Below are 16,254 nucleotides of genomic sequence, written 5' to 3'. Positions count from 1 at the left end.
TTGACCTGAGCGACGACCAGGCGTGCACCTACGAGCTCGGGATCACTCGTGCTGCTAGTGCCTGTATCGGCCAGGTGGGCGAGGACTTGAGCCTTGAAGGCAGGCTGAAATGCGGTCAAAAAAAGTGGGAGGGGGCAAGCCCCCTCCCACCTACCTGATGAAATCAGGCTGGGTTTTGCACTGCGGTCACTGGCTCAACACCACATCCCGCATCGCCGGAATATAGCCATAGTCATAAGCCTCCTGCACAAACGAGCGAGCGCCCTTCAACACGATCCTGACCGTCGGCGCCTCGGTGCCGCCGATGCGATAGTCATCGCCGGTGGTGGGCACGCTGTCGATAAACGACGTCACCAGGCCGTTGGGCATCACGCAGTGGGAATACGTCTGGAACGGCTGCGACGGCGGATTGCCGAGGACCAGCCCGGACGCGTTCATCGGCGTATAGGGCCCGAACAGATGATCGCTGACAAACCCATAGACGCCATCCGGCCCCGTCACGCCATCGGCATAGGTGAACTTGTGGCTGATGGTGAACAGGTAGTACTTGTTGTCCTGGAACACATAGTGCGGCCGTTCGGTTTGGTCGTTCACGCCAACGGCCGTGACCAGTGGCGGCAGGATTTCCCACTCGTCACCGTTGAGGTCCTTGGCCACGGCGATGCCGATGCAGCCCACCTGGTAGCGGGCACCGCCCACGTCCTCGTGCCCCGGCGGCACCAGGCCCAGCTCGTTCGGGCCCACTTCGTGAGTGCCGCGCTCGCCGGCGACATTGCCTTCGAACACCATGTACAACTTGCCATCGACGGGATCGATAAAGGGGCTGGGATCGCGAAAGTTCCAGGTCGCATTCTGCGCTTCGGTTTGATAATAGGTGCCGTCGGCGTCGAACAACGACTTGACCTGATCAAAGCCCTGGAGGGTGACACCGGTGTCCGACGTAATGACCTGGCCCCGGACTTTGGCAATCGTGGCACCCGGCGTGACGCAGGTGTAGTACAGGTCGATGTCACCGTTGTTATTCAACAGGATCGGCGTGCCCGCCCATTCACGGGTGGTCGGCGAAACCCCTTCGGCCATGACACGGCCGCCGAAGATCCAGTCCTTGCCGGTGCGCGAATACCAGTAGCAGATCCGCGCATGACCATGACGGTCTTCCCAATCGCGCTTGATGTCGTAACGGCCATCGGCATTGATGAATTGTGGATCATGGGGGCGACGGTCGGCGGTCAGGGTGAAGATTACTGACCAGCCATTCACCGATACCACCGTGCCATCCAGTTCACGCAAGGGCATGGTGTCCCAGATAAAGACCGTGTCACTCATGACAGGAAAGTCAGGACTCACTAACGGCTGTGTCGTCGTCGGGTCATTTTCATTAACTTTCAGCGCATCGGCCCGTGTCCAGCGAGTGGGTGCGTAATTCGCATGTTTCATGATGATGTCCTTTTGCTGACGCTTAAGTGACAAGCGAAGATTAAATAGCACCGAACAGCCAGCAACTTAATACTGACTGAAAGAGCAAGAGATAGTTGGCTCTGCAAGTGCGCACCAAGGTTTAACATGGGCACTTGCTTATCGCAACATGAAGAATTATTTATATGACAAAGGCCATCACTGTATTTATATCCTTGATATAAATACAGTGGCACTTGCAATAAATGACAGCTCAGTAGAAAGCTAGCTACTCAACTACCGAATACCAGCGCCGCAGCCTGGGCACCGGCATTCTTCTGTGTGAAGTCCTTGGCTTGCGCCGCCGTCTTCAAGGTATAGGCGTAGTTGGAACTGGCCGTCCATTGTGCTTTGGGCGACTTCTGGTTGGTGATCGGCGGCACACTGTTTGTATCCGTGAACGTCCCGGTGCCTTTGTCATCCAACATGCCTTTGTTTTGGCTGCCCTCGCCAAAATAGTTACTTTCAGACAGGATATTGGCGTTCTGCGCCAAGGTAAAACCGAGGTGGAAGTTATTGATGTAGTTGTTATACACATGGAAATAACCATAGCGCATCAAGCCGGGTGCGCGCACTTCCATATTGTCGAAGCGGTTATGGCACAACGTCAGGCGCGGATAACCGTTGAACTCTACCTTATTATCATCCGCCGGGTGACCGAAGATCAGCCCGTACTTGTGGCTGCCAAAGAAGCAGTTGCTGATGGTGGCATAATCGGCTTTTTCACCGATATACAGCAGTTTATCTTCACTGCCGTCAGTGGTGGACCAGCTGTGACCGACAAACGAGCAATGGTCAATCCAGTACTTGCTGCCGTAGTTCAGGTAGACCTGAATATCGTCATTGGCCTTAATGCTCGCCGAATGCTTGAAGATAATATTCTGCAGAATAATGTTCTGCGACTGCGCGGTTGCACGCAGGTGAATATTCTCCAACGTGCGGTTCTGGAACGAACCGATCAGGGTCTTGTTGGCGCCCAAGTTGACTTTGGTCAGGCTCGACGCCGAGATATTACTGTTGATCACCAATACCCGTGGGGTGGTGTCGCCAATATTGGCCTTGAGTTGATCCAGGGTGGTGATACTGACCACAGGACCGGACCAGCCGCCAGTGACTTTTGCCGCGAGGGCGAAACCGGTCAAGCCGGTGAGTTTGCTTTCTGGATAGGACATGAGTTCCCTCTCTATCAATCAAACGGCTCGGTATAACGAGCCTGTGCATTAAGTTAATCCATTAACTTGCACACAGTGTTTGGCGTGGCTGATGTTGCCATCCTGGTTGATCAGCGCTTAAACACTGTGTTTATGTACAGTATTCGTCATTCGCCTGGCCGTCAACCCTCAAGTGAAAAACAACCAAAAGTGGGAGGGGGCTTGCCCTAATGCTGATCAGTTGAGAGATAGAACGGGCAAACAGTAACCAGTGGCGAGCGGGCTTGCTGTGGTGAGCGGGCTTGTCCCGCGCTGGGCTGCGAAGCAGACCCAAAACCAGGCGCTGCGGTTTTCCTGACAGAACACAGGGAGCCTGATTGGGGCTGCTTCGCAGCCCAGCGCGGGGCAAGCCCGCTCACCACAGGTTAGGAGTAGTCCCCAGATCACGTGGGCGCGTGGAGGTGCAATCTCGAATGGGTTATCGGGTGAGCCTGCGCAAGCTTATTGTGGTGAGCGGGCTTGCCCCGCGCTGGGCTGCGAAGCAGACCCAAAACCAGGCACTGCGGTTTACCTGACAGAACACAGGGAGCCTGATTGGGGCTGCTTCGCAGCCCAGCGCGGGACAAGCCCGCTCACCACAGCAAGCCCGCTCACCACAGTTACAGTGTTTTTCCTTAACTGACTGGCAAGCCCCCTCCCACAGGGTTCCGCTGTGTTCTTTTGGCCGTTATTTGGACACCGGCATCGCAAACTCCGCACCCTGCTCGATGCTCTCCGACCAGCGCTGCATGATCGATTTCTGCTTGGTGTAGAAGCGCACACCCTCAGTGCCGTAGGCATGCATGTCGCCGAACAGGCTCTTCTTCCAGCCACCAAACCCGTGCCAGGCCATCGGCACCGGGATCGGCACGTTGATGCCGACCATGCCCACTTCGATACGCCGGGCAAACTCGCGGGCAATGTTGCCGTCGCGGGTAAAGCAGCTGACGCCGTTGCCGAATTCGTGGTCGTTGACCAGCTTCACCGCCTCGGCGAAGTCATTCACGCGCACGCAGGCCAGTACCGGGCCGAAAATTTCTTCGCGGTAGATGCTCATCTCCTGGGTCACGTGGTCGAATAGGGTCGCGCCGAGCCAGAAGCCGTTTTCCAGGCCAGCCTCGGTGGGTACATAGTCACGTCCGTCGAGCAGCAGTTGCGCGCCGGCCTGCACGCCTTGTTCGATGTAGCCGCTGATGCGCTCCAGTGCGGCGCGGGACACAATCGGGCCCATCTCGGCCTTGAGGTCGCGGCCGTCGGTGATGCGCAGATGCCTGGCGCGTTCGGTCAGGGCGGCGATGACCTTGTCACCGACATCGCCGACCAGCACCGCTACGGAAATGGCCATGCAGCGTTCGCCGGCACTGCCGTAGGCGGCGCCCATCAAGGCATCGACGGTTTTTTCGATATCCGCGTCCGGCATCACCACCATGTGGTTCTTCGCACCGCCCAGGCCTTGCACACGCTTGCCGTTGCGCGCACCGGTTTCGTAGATGTACTGCGCAATCGGCGTGGAGCCGACGAAGCTCACGGCCTTGACGTCCGGGTGCGCGATCAGCGCGTCCACCGATTCCTTGTCGCCCTGCACCACGTTGAATACGCCTTTGGGCAGGCCGGCTTCACGCAGCAGTTCAGCCATGAACAGCGAAGCACTTGGGTCGGTCGGGCTTGGCTTGAGGATGAAGGTGTTGCCCGCCGCAATGGCGATCGGGTACATCCACATCGGCACCATCACCGGGAAGTTGAACGGCGTGACACCGGCCACGACGCCCAGGGGTTGGCGCATCGTCCAGTTGTCCATGCCACGGGAGACCTGGTCGGAATGCTCGCCCTTGAGCAGGTTGGGGATGCCGCAGGCGAATTCGAGAATGTCGATGCCACGGTCGACTTCGCCCTGGGCATCGGTGAAGACCTTGCCGTGTTCGGCGACGATGATGCGCGCCAGGTCGTCCTTGCGCTCACGCAGCAGGTGCAGGTATTCGAACAGCACGCGGGCGCGACGGATAGGCGGGGTGTCGGCCCAACCGGCAAAAGCGGCCTGTGCAGCGGCGACGGCTTCGGACACGGTCTGGCTGCTGGCCAGGGCAACGCGGCCGGTGATTTCGCCGGTGGCCGGGTTGTAGACGTCCTGATAGCGATCATCGCGGCTGACGCGCTGGTCGTTGATGTAGTGCTCGATGGTTGTAGTCATGGCAGTCGATCCAGGTGGGTTGCGTTGGGACACACGATAGGCTTTCGGTTTGTTCCAAACCAGAGCAGAATCAAGAACTGATTGTCCTTATAAGCGAACAATAAGCCCATGGAAAAATCCGAGATCGAAGGGCTGTGGACCCACATTCACTGGCTCTCAGTGCTGGAGGAACACGGCACCTACACCGCCGCCGCTGCGCGCCTGGGGGTGAGTAAATCCGCGGTCAGCCAGCGCATTTCCGACCTCGAGAAAGCCACCGGCACACGGCTGGTGACCCGTACCACGCGCAGTGTGCGGTTGACCGATGCCGGGTTGTCGCTGACCCGTGAAGTGCGCGGTGCCTATGAGCAAATCGCGCGCAGCTTCTCGTCGGTGCGCGATTCCGCCGGGGAGATTCGTGGCCTGGTGCGCTTGACCGCCCCCGTGGCATTTGCCCGGCAACAGCTGGTGCCGCACTTGGCGGAGTTCCTGCAGCAGTACCCGCAGGTGCGTATCCAGCTGGATGTCTCGGATGCCCTGAGCTCCCTGGCGGCCGAAGGCTACGACCTCGCTGTGCGCCACGGCTTCCAGGTGCCGGAAACCCATGTGGCCTGGAAGCTGTGCGACACCGGTTCGGTGCTGGTCGCCAGCCGCGATTACCTGCAACGCCACGGCGAACCCCGCGAACCCGGCGACCTGTCGGCGCACAACTGCCTGTTCTACCCGCGCGGCACCGACCAGCCCGCATGGACCTTCGAGCGCGGCAGCAAAAAGGTCGAACGCCTCACCGTGCCCATCGCCGGCAGCTTCGCCACCAACAACAGCGAAGCCCTGCGTGATTCGGCGCTCAACCACCTGGGCATCGCCCTGCTCCCGGACTTCAGCGCCCACGCTGCGCTGGCCAGCGGCAAGCTGGTACAGGTGCTCAAGGGCTGGACACTCAAGGGCGCGTTTGCCGATGAGATCTACCTGATTCGGCCGTATTCGCCCCATGTGCCGAAGTCGGTGAGTGCGTTGGTGGGGTATTTGAAGGAAAAGTTATCGACGGGATTCCGCTTCGAGGGCTGAGGTTTTTAGCTTGCCCAACGGAACTAAAAGTCCATAATGGACAAATAAGTTCAGATATCGGAGATATCCATGTCCAGCGCGCCCCATGTAATCAACCAGGCCCAGGCCCGTGAACTGCTCGCCCAAGTCGATGTACCGCAGATCCTGCACACGCTGTTTCGCGCCCTGGCCGCCGGGCACGCGGTGCAACCGGCGCAGCAATTAGTGGCGTTCCCCCACGACGCCGGCGACTTCATCAATTACCTGGGCGTGCTGGCTGAAGAGGGGGTGTACGGGGTCAAGACCTCGCCGTATATCGTGCGCGAGCAAGGGCCGCTGGTAACGGCCTGGACGCTGTTGATGTCGATGCAAACCGGCGAGCCCCTGTTGCTGTGCGATGCCGCCGAGTTGACCACCGCGCGCACCGCCGCGACCACTGCGCTGGCGGTGGAGGCGCTGGCCCCGCAGGTGGCACGGCGCCTGGCGATCATCGGCAGCGGCAAGGTCGCGCTGGCACATTTGCATTACGTGAAGAATCTGCGGGACTGGCAGGGCATCAGCCTGTTTTCGCCACGCCTGGCCACTGCCAATACCGACGCCATCAAACGCCTGGATCCACGTTTGAGCATCGCCAACAGCTGCGATGCGGCGGTGGCCGACGCCGATGTGATCCTGCTGTGCACCTCATCGGCCGGCCCGGTGATCGACCCGTCGCGCTTGAGCAAGCCGGCGCTGATCACCTCGATCAGCACCAACGCCCCGCGTGCCCATGAAGTGCCGCCCCAGAGCCTCAACGCCATGCAGGTGTTCTGCGACTATCGCCAGACCACCCCCGGCTCGGCCGGCGAGATGCTGATCGCCGCTGAACAGCACGGCTGGGACAAAAACGCGATCGTCGGCGACCTGCCCGAACTGCTCAGTGAACAGGTACAGCGCCCGGCCTATGACCGCCACGTATTTTTCCGTTCCATCGGCCTGGGCCTGGAAGACATCGCCCTGGCCAATGCCCTCTGGAGACTGTTATGAGCCATGCCGACTTCATCATCATCGGCGGCGGCATTGCCGGCGCGTCCACGGGTTTCTGGTTGTCGCCCCATGGCAAGGTGCTGGTGCTGGAGCGTGAATCCCACCCAGCCTATCACTCCACCGGACGCTCGGCGGCGCTCTACACGGCGGCCTATGGCACCCCGCAGGTGCGCGCGTTGACCCAGGCCAGCCGCGCGTTTTTCGATAACCCGCCGCCGGGTTTCTGCGAGCACCCGCTGCTGACGCCACGCGGCGAAATGACCGTGGACTTCAACGGCGACGCCGCCGAATTGCAGGCCCAGTACCTGAGCGCCAAGGCCACGGTGCCCCAGGTCGAACGGCTCACGGCGGATGAAGCCTGCGCGCGCCTGCCGATCCTGCGCCGGGAAAAAGTCCATGGCGCGCTGTATGACCCGACCGCCAGCGACATCGACACCGACGCCCTGCACCAGGGCTATTTGCGCGGTATCCGACGCAATCAGGGCGAAGTGCGTACCGACAGCCATGTACTGGGCTTGAGCCGTGACAGCGCGGGCCTCTGGCACGTAAACACCCAGGACGGGACCTACACCGCGCCGATCATTATCAACGCCGCTGGCGCCTGGGCCGATCATATCGGCGGGCTGGCGGGCGCCGCGTCCATCGGCCTGCAACCCAAGCGGCGCTCGGCATTTATCTTCGCCGGCCCCGAAGGCGTGGACAGCCACGCCTGGCCGATGCTGGTGGCCCTCGACGAAGCCTTCTACATGAAACCCGACGCCGGCATGTTCCTCGGCTCGCCGGCCAATGCCGACCCGGTGGAGCCCCAGGATGTACAGCCCGAAGAGCTGGACATCGCCATGGGCATCTATCAGATAGAAGAAGCCACCACCCTGACTATCCGCCGCCCGACGCGCACCTGGGCCGGCCTGCGCAGTTTTGTGCACGATGGTGATTTGCTCAGCGGCTTCGACCCACAGGTACCCGGCCTGTTCTGGGTGGCGGCGCAAGGCGGTTATGGGATCCAGACATCGCCCGCCATGGGCCAGGCCAGTGCAGCGCTGGTGCGCGGTGAAGCGTTGCCGGAACCACTGACACGGTTCGGCCTCGACGCTGGTATGCTCTCCCTCGCCCGCCTGGAGCCCCATTGATGAACAGCGCCGAACACAAAAAAGTCATGCAGAATTTCCGTGCGATTGCCGATGCAATCGCCACGCTGTTCTTCCCCCACGCTGAAGTGGTGCTGCATGACCTGCGCACGCAAAAAGTCGATTACATCGCCAATAACCTGTCCAAAAGGGGCATTGGCGACGACTCGGCGCTGGAGGACATGCTCAGCGCCGACGTCAGCGACGTGAATATCGGCCCCTACGAAAAGCTCAATTGGGATGGCCAGAAAATCCGCAGCCTGAGCACCGTGTTGCATGACCACACAGGGCGCCGGCTGGCAGTGCTGTGCATCAACCTGAATATCTCACTGTTCGAAAACGCCAAGGCGGCGCTGGACCTGTTCCTGTCGCCGAGCAAGCTGATCCCGCAACCGGACTCGCTGTTTCGCGATGACTGGCAGGAGCGTATCAACACGTTCCTGCATGCCTGGATGCGCGAGCGCCAGCTGAGCCTGAACCTGCTCACCCGTGACCACAAGCGTGAGCTGGTACTGGCGCTGCATGCCGAAGGCGCGTTCAAGGGCAAGAGCGCCTCGAACTATGTGGCCAATGTGCTGGGCATGGGGCGGGCTACGGTCTACAAGCATTTGAAGGAGCTCAGGGGCTGATCAAATGTGGGAGGGCTTGCCTCAATGCCAGTCAGTTAAGGCTTTTTGTAGGAGGCGATGTACGCTTAACTGACTGGCATTAGGGCTTGCCCTCTCCCACCACATTTTGCCCGCGTATGATGCTCAATCGCCGTAGATGTCGGCCTTGAAGTACTGCTGTGAAATCTTCTGGTATTCCCCACTGGCACGAATGCCGTCGATGGCGCTGTTCAGTTCGCTGACCAGCGCGGTATTGCCCTTGCGCACCGCGATCCCGGCGCCCTCGCCCACGTATTTCGGGTCCTTGAGTTCCGGGCCGACAAACCCGTAGCCCTTGCCCCGAGGCATCTGCAAAAAGTCATTCAAGGGAATGGTGTCGGCAAAAATTGCATCCAGCCGGCCTGCCGCCAGGTCCATGTAGATCTCTTCGTTATTGCTGTAGCGCTTGACGTTGATGCCCTTGGGTTCGAACACCTCGGTGGCGTAACGGTCGGTGGTGGTGGCGCGCTGCACACCCACGGTCTTGCCCTTGAGGCTGGCGTACTGGTCATCCACCACGGCACCGTCCCTCATCACCAGGCGCGAGGAGGTGAAGTAGTACTTGTGGGAGAAATCCACCGACTTCTTGCGATCGTCATTGATGGTCATGGACGACAAGGCCATGTCGATTTTCTTCACTTTGAGGGAAGGAATCAGGCCGTCGAATTCACCTTCGACCCACACACACTTGACCTTCATCTGCGCACACAGCGCATTGCCGATGTCGTAGTCGAAGCCGACGATCTTGCCCTCTTCGGTCTTGGACGCAAACGGTGGGTAAGCCGCTTCGATGCCGATACGCAGGGTTTTCTCGGCGGCCAGCAGGTGGCTGGAGGCGATCAGGCCCAAGGCCAGGGCGGTGATGAGGGGGAGTTTCTTCATGGTCGTGTCTCGCGAGTTGTTATTGGTTTTGGCAAGCGTGAAGAAAAAGCTGGAGCGGGATCTTTTGTACTTATAATTCCATACTGGACTTTTACGTATAACCCGTCAATCACCACTCGCCAGCCCTTATCACCCATGACTTTTTTGCACAACGCTCCGGTGTTTTTGAGCGTTTTGCTCTTATTTATGCGTGCCTATACTCGGTCCAGCCTCTCGGTGCACCCGAAGGGCCAGTCCCCACAACAATAATTAAGGACACCGACCATGACCCAGTCCTTCCTGGCTGCCCGGGATTTTCTGCTCGCGCACCGTACCGACTACGCCACCGCCGCCCGTGACTTTCGTTGGCCGCAACTGGACGCCTTCAACTGGGCCCTGGACTACTTCGATGCCATGGCCGAGGGCAATGCCGCCGACGCGCTGTGGATCGTCGAAGAGGACGGCAGCGAGCAGCGCTACAGCTTCCAGCAACTGGCCGCGCGCTCCAACCAGGTCGCTAACCACCTGCGCGCCCTCGGTGTGCGGCGTGGCGAGCGCGTGCTGCTGATGCTCGGCAACGATGTGGCGCTGTGGGAAACCATGCTGGCGGCCTTCAAGCTCGGCGCGGTGGTGATCCCCGCCACCGCCCTGCTCAACCCGGTTGACCTGCACGACCGCATCGAGCGGGGCCAGGTCCGCCACCTGGTGGTCGGCGCGGCGCATGTCGGCAAGTTCGAGGGCCTGGGCGAAGGTTGCAGCCGCGTATGCGTGGGAGCGGCGCCGACTGGCTGGGTCGCGCACAGCGCCGCCTTTGAATACCCCGAGCGGTTCGAGGCCGAGGGCCGTACCTTGGCCACGGACCCGATGCTGCTGTATTTCACCTCTGGCACCACCTCAAAACCGAAGATGGTGCTGCACAGCCACCAGAGCTATCCGGTCGGCCATCTGTCGACCCTGTACTGGATCGGCCTGCAACCCGGCGACCTGCACCTGAACATCTCCTCGCCGGGCTGGGCCAAGCATGCCTGGAGCTGCCTGTTCGCACCGTGGAATGCCGGCGCCTGCATCTTTATCCATAACGTCGCGCGGTTCAGTGCCCAGGCGTTGCTCGGCGCGCTGGAGAAATACCGGGTGACCAGCCTGTGTGCCCCGCCCACGGTGTGGCGCATGCTGATCCAGGAAGACCTGGCCAGCTACAAATCGCGCCTGAACCTGCGCGAACTGGTGGGCGCCGGTGAACCGCTGAACCCGGAGATCATCGAGCAGATCCAACAGGCCTGGGGCCTGCCGCTGCGCGACGGCTTCGGCCAGTCGGAAACCACCGCGTTGGTGGGCAATACGCCGGGCCAGGTGCTCAAGCCAGGCTCCATGGGCCGCCCGTTGCCGGGCTACCAGGTGGCCCTGCTGGACGCCGACGGCGTGCCGGGCACCGAGGGTGAAGTTGCCCTGCCCCTTGAGGTGCGCCCACTGGGCCTGATGCTCGGCTACGAAGACAGCCCGGAGAAAACCGCCGAGGTGATGCGCGACGGCTACTACCGCACCGGCGACACCGCGCAGATCGACGCCGACGGCTACATCACCTTTGTCGGGCGCGCCGACGACGTGTTCAAGGCCTCCGACTACCGCATCAGCCCCTTCGAGCTGGAAAGCGCGCTGATCGAACACCCGGCGGTGATGGAAGTGGCCGTGGTGCCCAGCCCCGATCCGTTGCGCCTGGCGGTGCCCAAGGCGTTCCTGATCCTGGCCCATGACGCCCCGGGCAGCGCCGAACTGGCCGCGCACATCCTCGCCTTCGCCCGCGAGCATCTGGCGTCCTACAAGCGGGTGCGGCGGATCGAGTTTGTCAGCGAGTTGCCCAAGACCATTTCCGGCAAAATCCGCCGGGTGGAGTTGCGGCAGATGGAGGTGGTGCGGCGCCAGAGCGACACACGGGGTGAACAGGAGCACTTCGAAGAAGATTTCAGCTAAAAAAAGCCCGGTGACGCAAGTCACCGGGCAAAACGAAGCGACCAGCTTCAGAAACGCGGTTTGACGGTCTTCCAATCCGGTTGATAGCGCTGCATCTGCTTCACGTCGTCGCGCTGGCGAATGCCGCAGCTGAGGTATTGGTCATGCAGCTTGCCCAGTTGATCAGGGTCCAGTTCCAGGCCCAGCCCCGGTGCGCGGGTGATCTTCACGCAGCCGTCGACAATCGGCAGCTTGCCGCCCTTGATCACTTCTTCGTCCGGTTCTTGCCAGGGGTAGTGGGTGTCGCAGGCGTAGTCGAGGTTGGGCACCGACGCGGCCACGTGGGCCATGGCCATCAGGCTGATGCCCAGGTGTGAGTTGGAGTGCATCGACACGCCCAGGCCAAAAGTCTGGCACATCTTCGCCAATACCTGGGTGTCGCGCAGGCCGCCCCAGTAGTGATGGTCGGCGAGTACGATCTGCACGCTGTTCAGGGCCACGCTGCGGCGGAACTCGTCAAAATCGGTGACCACCATGTTGGTCGCCAGGGGCAAGCCGGTGCGTGTGTGCAACTCGGCCATGCCTTCCAGGCCGGGGGTGGGGTCTTCGTAATACTGCAGGTCGTCGCCGAGCAGTTCGGCCATGCGGATCGAGGTTTCCAGGGACCAATTGCCATTCGGGTCGATGCGCAGCGGCACGCCGGGGAAGGCTTTTTTCAGGGCCTTGATGCACGCCACTTCATGCTCAGGGTCCAGCGCACCGGCCTTGAGCTTGATGCTTTTGAAGCCATAGGTGTCGATCATCCGCCGCGCCTGGGCGACGATCTGTACTTCGTTGAGGGCTTCGCCCCAACTGTCGGGTTTATAGGGCGAGTCGATGTGCTCGGCGTACTTGAAGAACAGGTAGGCGCTGAACGGGATCTGGTCGCGGATCGCGCCGCCCAGCAGGTCCACCAGCGGCACATTCAGTGAGTGCGCCTGCAGGTCGAGAAACGCCACCTCAAACGCCGAATAGGCATTGCTCACTGCCTTGCTCGCATGGGAACCGGGGGCCAGTTCGGCGCCGGCAATGCTCGCGGGTTTGTGCGCCGCCACGGTGGCCTGCACGATGGCGCGCAGTTGGTTGAGGTTGAACGGATCAAGGCCGATCAGTTGATCCTTGACCTGTTGCTGGATCGCCAGCGCCGGGGCATCGCCGTAGCTTTCGCCAAGGCCGATGTAGCCGGTGTCGCTCTCGATTTCGATGATCGAGCGCAGCGCGAAGGCTTCGTGGATACCGCTGGCGTTGAGCAGCGGCGGGTCGCGAAACGCGATGGGGGTGACGGTAACGCGGACGATTTTCAAGAGGCGGCTCCCTGTGGGCCTGGACGCAAGGCATGATGATGAGTCGGTTTGGAGGTGGGCGGCACACCGGGCCGTGGTGCGGTGCGCGCAAAAAACACCACCACCGCGGCCACCAGCGAGGTCGCGGCCAGGCCGTACAGCCCGCCTTCAATCGAACCGGTGGTCTGCTCCAGCAGGCCGAAGGTGGTGGGGGCAACAAAACCGCCGAGGTTGCCGACCGAATTGATCAAGGCAATCACCGCCGCGGCGATGCGCGCATCCAGGTAACCCTGGGGGATCGGCCAGAACAGCGCGGAAGCGGCCTTGAAGCCAATCGCGGCAAAACAGATGGCGACAAACGCAAACACCGGCCCGCCAGTGGTGGACATGAACATGCCGACGGCGGCGATCACCAGCATCAGCGCCACCCACGCCTGCTGGTGTTTCCACTTGCTCGCCAGGGCGGCGAACCCATACATGGCGACGATGGAAATCAACCACGGGATCGAGTTGAACAACCCCACCTGGAAGTCGCCCAGGTTGCCCATTTTCTTGATCATGCTCGGCAACCAGAACGTGGCGCCGTAGATGGTCAGGGCGATGGAAAAGTAGATAAAGCAGAACAGCGCGATCTGCTTGTCGGCCAGCAGCTTGAACATCGACGGCCGCACGCTCTGGGTGGCTTCGCGGGCCGTTTGCTCAAGCGCGATGGCCGTCACCAGCGCGTGTTTTTCTTCGTCGCTGAGCCACTTGGCCTGATGGGGGTGGGACTGCAACCAGAACCACACAAACCCGCACAACAGGATGGAGGCAAAACCCTCGATCAGGAACATCCACTGCCAGCCATGCAGGCTCAAGCCGCTGACGTTGAGCAACGCCCCCGACACCGGCCCGGAAATCACCGAGGCGATGGCCGAACCGCTGAGGAAAATCGCCATCGCCTTGCCGCGCTCGGCGGCCGGCAACCATTGGGTGAAGTAGTAGATGATGCCGGGGAAAAAACCGGCTTCGGCCGCGCCGAGCACGAAGCGCAGGATATAAAAGCTGGTTTCGCCTTGGACAAAGGCCATGGCCATCGCAGCCGCGCCCCAGGTGAACATGATGCGCGTCAACCAGGCCCGTGCGCCGTAGCGCTGCAGCAGCAGATTGGACGGCACTTCGAAGATCGCGTAACCGATGAAGAACAGCCCGGCACCCAAGCCATAGGCGGCGGCGCCAATGCCCAGGTCGGTCTCCATATGGCTGCGCACAAAGCCGATATTGACCCGGTCGATGTAATTGACGATGAACATCACCACGAACAACGGCAGTACATGGCGCTTGACCTTGGCGGCTGCGCGGGCAAGCACGCTCGGGTCGGGCGGATTCTGGACGGTATCCAAGGGCAACTCCCAATCATTGTTTTTTTAGGGACGCACCGATGATGGACGCCGGGGATTGTTCCCGTCTAATCTAACTTGGCATTCGATTGATACCTGGATTAGATCAATGTTCGAACTGACGCAACTGCGCTGCTTCACCACCGTGGCCACCGAGCTGAATTTTCGCCGCGCCGCCGAACGGCTGAACATGACCCAGCCGCCCCTCAGCCGACAGATCCAATTACTGGAGCATCACCTCGGCGTAGAGCTGTTTACCCGCACCACCCGCAGCGTTGCCCTCACCGCCGCCGGCCGGGCGTTTTTCATCGAGGCGCAGAACCTGTTGGAGCGCGCCCAGCAGGCAGCCGTGACCGCACGGCGTTTTGCCGAGGGCGATATCGGCACGGTGAATATCAGCTTCGTCGGCAGCGCGGTGTATGAGTTTTTGCCCAGGGTCATCGCCGAGGCACGGCTCAAGCAGCCCCAGGTCAGGATCGACCTCTCGGAGATGAACACCTACCAGCAATACGAAGCCCTGCGCGCGCGGCGCATCGACCTGGGCATCGTCCGCGCGCCCCTGCTGGAACCCGGTTATGCCACCGAATGCCTGGTGCGCGAGCCCTTCGTGCTGGCGGTGCCGAGCAGCCATCGACTGGCCAGTGCCGACAGCGTCAGCGTCCACGACCTCGACGCCCAGCCGTTCCTGATGTACGCCCATGCGGCCTACCCGCCGTTCAACGAACTGCTCACCGGGCTGCTGCGCTCGGCCCGTGTCGCACCGGAATACGTACAGTGGCTGGGCTCGTCCCTGACCATCCTGGCCCTGGTCAACGCCGGCATGGGGCTGGCGCTGGTACCGCGTTGCGCCAGCAGTGTGGTGTTCAAGAACGTGGTGTTTCGCGATATCGACCTGGGCGAAGGCGCGCAAAGTGAACTGCACCTGATCTGGCGCGAGAACAATGACAACCCGGCGTTCGCGATGTTGCTGGAGGGGATTCGCAGTGCGGTGCGTGACGGGTGGGCGAACTGACGGCGCGTGCCGACTCAGGTGCCGGTGGGTGATTGCGGCGTGTCAGGGTTGAGCTGCTGGCGCCTGAATTGCCCGGGTGGCTGGCCGTGTATCTGGCGAAAACGTCGGGAGAAATACGCCTCGTCGGCGAAACCGCACAACCTGGCCACCTCACCCACCGGTCGTGTGCCATTGAGCAAATAATTGCGCGCCGCGTGCATCCGGCGTTCAAGCACCAACTCCGTAAAGGTCTTGCCGATTTCCTTGCGCAACCAATGCGTCAGGTAGGTCGGTGACAGGTAAGTCGCCGCCGCCACCTTGATCAGGTTCAGATCGGGGTCTGCAATATTCTTGCGCAGGTACTCAGACATTCTGCTCAGTGCATCGCGCCGACTGACTTCGGCGGCATTCTCTTCGGCCAAGCGCTTGAGCGGTTCGGCATACAACGCGCACACGCGCCCTACCAATTGCAGCAACAATCCCTTGAGCATCTCGCGAGTGCCAAACTGGCGGTTTTCATCCAGGGCGCGCATCTGTTCGATCAAGCCACGGACGATGCCGAAGTCCTCATCGCCGAGGATGAAATCCAGATGCTCCTGGAAGCGGAACGGTGACAACTCGGGCGCCAGCAGGATCGAAACCTCTTCCAGATCCATCGGGTCGCACTGCAAATGCGGCAGCAGGAAGGTCTGGGAGAAATTGATCACAATGAAGTTGCTGTCTGCCGGATGGGGAATCACATGCACCCGATGCGGCAGGATGAACGCCAGCGCATTGCGCGGAAACGGCCGTTCGGCATTGCCGATGTGCTGCACGGTGTCGCCACCCAGGTTGACCTGGATCTGGAAATACTCATGGCGGTGGGGGCTGGTTTCCGCGCGACGGCCTTTTTTGTCGCGGATGTAAAAGTCGGTCAACTCGCTGCGTTGCTGCATGACGTAAGTGGGGACTCGACTGGGTGATGACATTGCCTGAGGCTCCTCGACAGGTACAGGGTCGGGGTGATTGTGCAGGCGGACCGGCGCGGCTTCAATATGTCATCGGATGACAGCCAGGTGTGACGGATTATTTTCACCTGCGTTGGCGATTTTCTCT

General features: G+C 61.0%; 13 protein-coding genes. 6 read left to right on the top strand and 7 right to left on the bottom strand.

Going from position 1 to position 16,254, the window contains the following annotated elements:
* Positions 1–186: 186 nt before the first annotated feature.
* The 3 genes from Q8X51_RS19055 to Q8X51_RS19045 all read right to left on the bottom strand — a co-directional run bounded on the left by Q8X51_RS19055 (position 187) and on the right by Q8X51_RS19045 (position 4,833).
* Entirely contained in the window at positions 187–1,437 is a 1,251-nt protein-coding gene (locus Q8X51_RS19055; RefSeq protein ID WP_407694693.1) for a glycoside hydrolase family 68 protein, read from the bottom strand.
* 251 nt (positions 1,438–1,688) lie between these two features.
* Positions 1,689–2,627 (bottom strand): pectate lyase family protein, encoded by a 939-nt coding sequence (locus Q8X51_RS19050; protein WP_315871559.1) that lies wholly within the window; start codon positions 2,625–2,627, stop codon positions 1,689–1,691.
* A gap of 706 nt (positions 2,628–3,333) precedes the next feature.
* Positions 3,334–4,833 (bottom strand): CoA-acylating methylmalonate-semialdehyde dehydrogenase, encoded by a 1,500-nt coding sequence (locus tag Q8X51_RS19045; RefSeq protein ID WP_027603551.1) that lies wholly within the window; start codon positions 4,831–4,833, stop codon positions 3,334–3,336.
* Positions 4,834–4,941: 108 nt separating this feature from the next.
* Between Q8X51_RS19045 and Q8X51_RS19040 the strand changes: the two genes are divergently transcribed.
* The 4 genes from Q8X51_RS19040 (at position 4,942) to Q8X51_RS19025 (ending at position 8,641) form a co-directional block, all read left to right on the top strand.
* Positions 4,942–5,880 carry a LysR family transcriptional regulator gene (locus Q8X51_RS19040; RefSeq protein WP_065924410.1) on the top strand — a complete coding sequence of 313 codons (939 nt, stop codon included), beginning with the start codon at positions 4,942–4,944 and terminating at the stop codon, positions 5,878–5,880.
* A gap of 69 nt (positions 5,881–5,949) precedes the next feature.
* Positions 5,950–6,885, top strand: coding sequence for an ornithine cyclodeaminase family protein (locus tag Q8X51_RS19035; RefSeq protein ID WP_065924411.1), 936 nt, complete (start codon positions 5,950–5,952; stop codon positions 6,883–6,885).
* On the top strand, positions 6,882–8,015 hold the full coding sequence (locus tag Q8X51_RS19030) for an NAD(P)/FAD-dependent oxidoreductase (protein ID WP_065924412.1): 1,134 nt from the start codon (positions 6,882–6,884) through the stop codon (positions 8,013–8,015). The genes Q8X51_RS19035 and Q8X51_RS19030 overlap by 4 nt, the downstream gene beginning before the upstream one ends.
* Complete coding sequence (locus Q8X51_RS19025; RefSeq protein ID WP_407694692.1) at positions 8,015–8,641, top strand: helix-turn-helix transcriptional regulator; 627 nt, start codon at positions 8,015–8,017, stop codon at positions 8,639–8,641. Before Q8X51_RS19030 ends, Q8X51_RS19025 begins: the two co-directional genes overlap by 1 nt.
* Before the next feature lie 123 nt (positions 8,642–8,764).
* Here the strand turns inward: Q8X51_RS19025 and Q8X51_RS19020 are convergent, their stop codons facing one another.
* Positions 8,765–9,541, bottom strand: coding sequence for an ABC transporter substrate-binding protein (locus Q8X51_RS19020; protein WP_065924414.1), 777 nt, complete (start codon positions 9,539–9,541; stop codon positions 8,765–8,767).
* Between the two features lie 264 nt (positions 9,542–9,805).
* Here Q8X51_RS19020 and Q8X51_RS19015 point away from each other — a divergent pair, with 264 nt between their 5' ends.
* Complete coding sequence (locus Q8X51_RS19015; protein ID WP_407694691.1) at positions 9,806–11,488, top strand: AMP-binding protein; 1,683 nt, start codon at positions 9,806–9,808, stop codon at positions 11,486–11,488.
* A gap of 47 nt (positions 11,489–11,535) precedes the next feature.
* Here the strand turns inward: Q8X51_RS19015 and Q8X51_RS19010 are convergent, their stop codons facing one another.
* Together Q8X51_RS19010 and Q8X51_RS19005 are read right to left on the bottom strand one after the other, a co-directional pair.
* Positions 11,536–12,810 carry a glucarate dehydratase family protein gene (locus tag Q8X51_RS19010; RefSeq protein WP_323147181.1) on the bottom strand — a complete coding sequence of 425 codons (1,275 nt, stop codon included), beginning with the start codon at positions 12,808–12,810 and terminating at the stop codon, positions 11,536–11,538.
* On the bottom strand, positions 12,807–14,171 hold the full coding sequence (locus Q8X51_RS19005; protein ID WP_065924419.1) for an MFS transporter: 1,365 nt from the start codon (positions 14,169–14,171) through the stop codon (positions 12,807–12,809). The genes Q8X51_RS19010 and Q8X51_RS19005 overlap by 4 nt, the downstream gene beginning before the upstream one ends.
* 106 nt (positions 14,172–14,277) lie before the next feature.
* Here Q8X51_RS19005 and Q8X51_RS19000 point away from each other — a divergent pair, with 106 nt between their 5' ends.
* A complete protein-coding gene (locus Q8X51_RS19000; RefSeq protein WP_065947970.1) occupies positions 14,278–15,180 on the top strand; it encodes a LysR family transcriptional regulator in 903 nt (300 codons plus the stop codon).
* Positions 15,181–15,194: 14 nt separating this feature from the next.
* Here Q8X51_RS19000 and Q8X51_RS18995 read toward each other — a convergent pair whose 3' ends face one another.
* Positions 15,195–16,127, bottom strand: a complete 933-nt coding sequence (locus tag Q8X51_RS18995; RefSeq protein ID WP_074846008.1) for a helix-turn-helix transcriptional regulator — start codon at positions 16,125–16,127, stop codon at positions 15,195–15,197.
* Between the last annotated feature and the right edge of the window lie 127 nt (positions 16,128–16,254).

This window comes from Pseudomonas sp. Yb2C2 (genome assembly GCF_052112325.1).
GTDB lineage: Bacteria > Pseudomonadota > Gammaproteobacteria > Pseudomonadales > Pseudomonadaceae > Aquipseudomonas > Aquipseudomonas marginalis.
Note: the sequence above shows the minus strand (reverse complement) of the source record. Positions and strands in the feature narration are given on the sequence as shown.

Excerpts from the sequence above, each read along its gene's own strand:
- Q8X51_RS19055 (WP_407694693.1), bottom strand. The coding sequence starts at position 1,437 with ATGAAACATGCGAATTACGCACCCACTCGCTGGACACGGGCCGATGCG.
- Q8X51_RS19050 (WP_315871559.1), bottom strand. The coding sequence starts at position 2,627 with ATGTCCTATCCAGAAAGCAAACTCACCGGCTTGACCGGTTTCGCCCTC.
- Q8X51_RS19045 (WP_027603551.1), bottom strand. The coding sequence starts at position 4,833 with ATGACTACAACCATCGAGCACTACATCAACGACCAGCGCGTCAGCCGC.
- Q8X51_RS19040 (WP_065924410.1), top strand. The coding sequence starts at position 4,942 with ATGGAAAAATCCGAGATCGAAGGGCTGTGGACCCACATTCACTGGCTC.
- Q8X51_RS19035 (WP_065924411.1), top strand. The coding sequence starts at position 5,950 with ATGTCCAGCGCGCCCCATGTAATCAACCAGGCCCAGGCCCGTGAACTG.
- Q8X51_RS19030 (WP_065924412.1), top strand. The coding sequence starts at position 6,882 with ATGAGCCATGCCGACTTCATCATCATCGGCGGCGGCATTGCCGGCGCG.
- Q8X51_RS19025 (WP_407694692.1), top strand. The coding sequence starts at position 8,015 with ATGAACAGCGCCGAACACAAAAAAGTCATGCAGAATTTCCGTGCGATT.
- Q8X51_RS19020 (WP_065924414.1), bottom strand. The coding sequence starts at position 9,541 with ATGAAGAAACTCCCCCTCATCACCGCCCTGGCCTTGGGCCTGATCGCC.
- Q8X51_RS19015 (WP_407694691.1), top strand. The coding sequence starts at position 9,806 with ATGACCCAGTCCTTCCTGGCTGCCCGGGATTTTCTGCTCGCGCACCGT.
- Q8X51_RS19000 (WP_065947970.1), top strand. The coding sequence starts at position 14,278 with ATGTTCGAACTGACGCAACTGCGCTGCTTCACCACCGTGGCCACCGAG.
- Q8X51_RS18995 (WP_074846008.1), bottom strand. The coding sequence starts at position 16,127 with ATGTCATCACCCAGTCGAGTCCCCACTTACGTCATGCAGCAACGCAGC.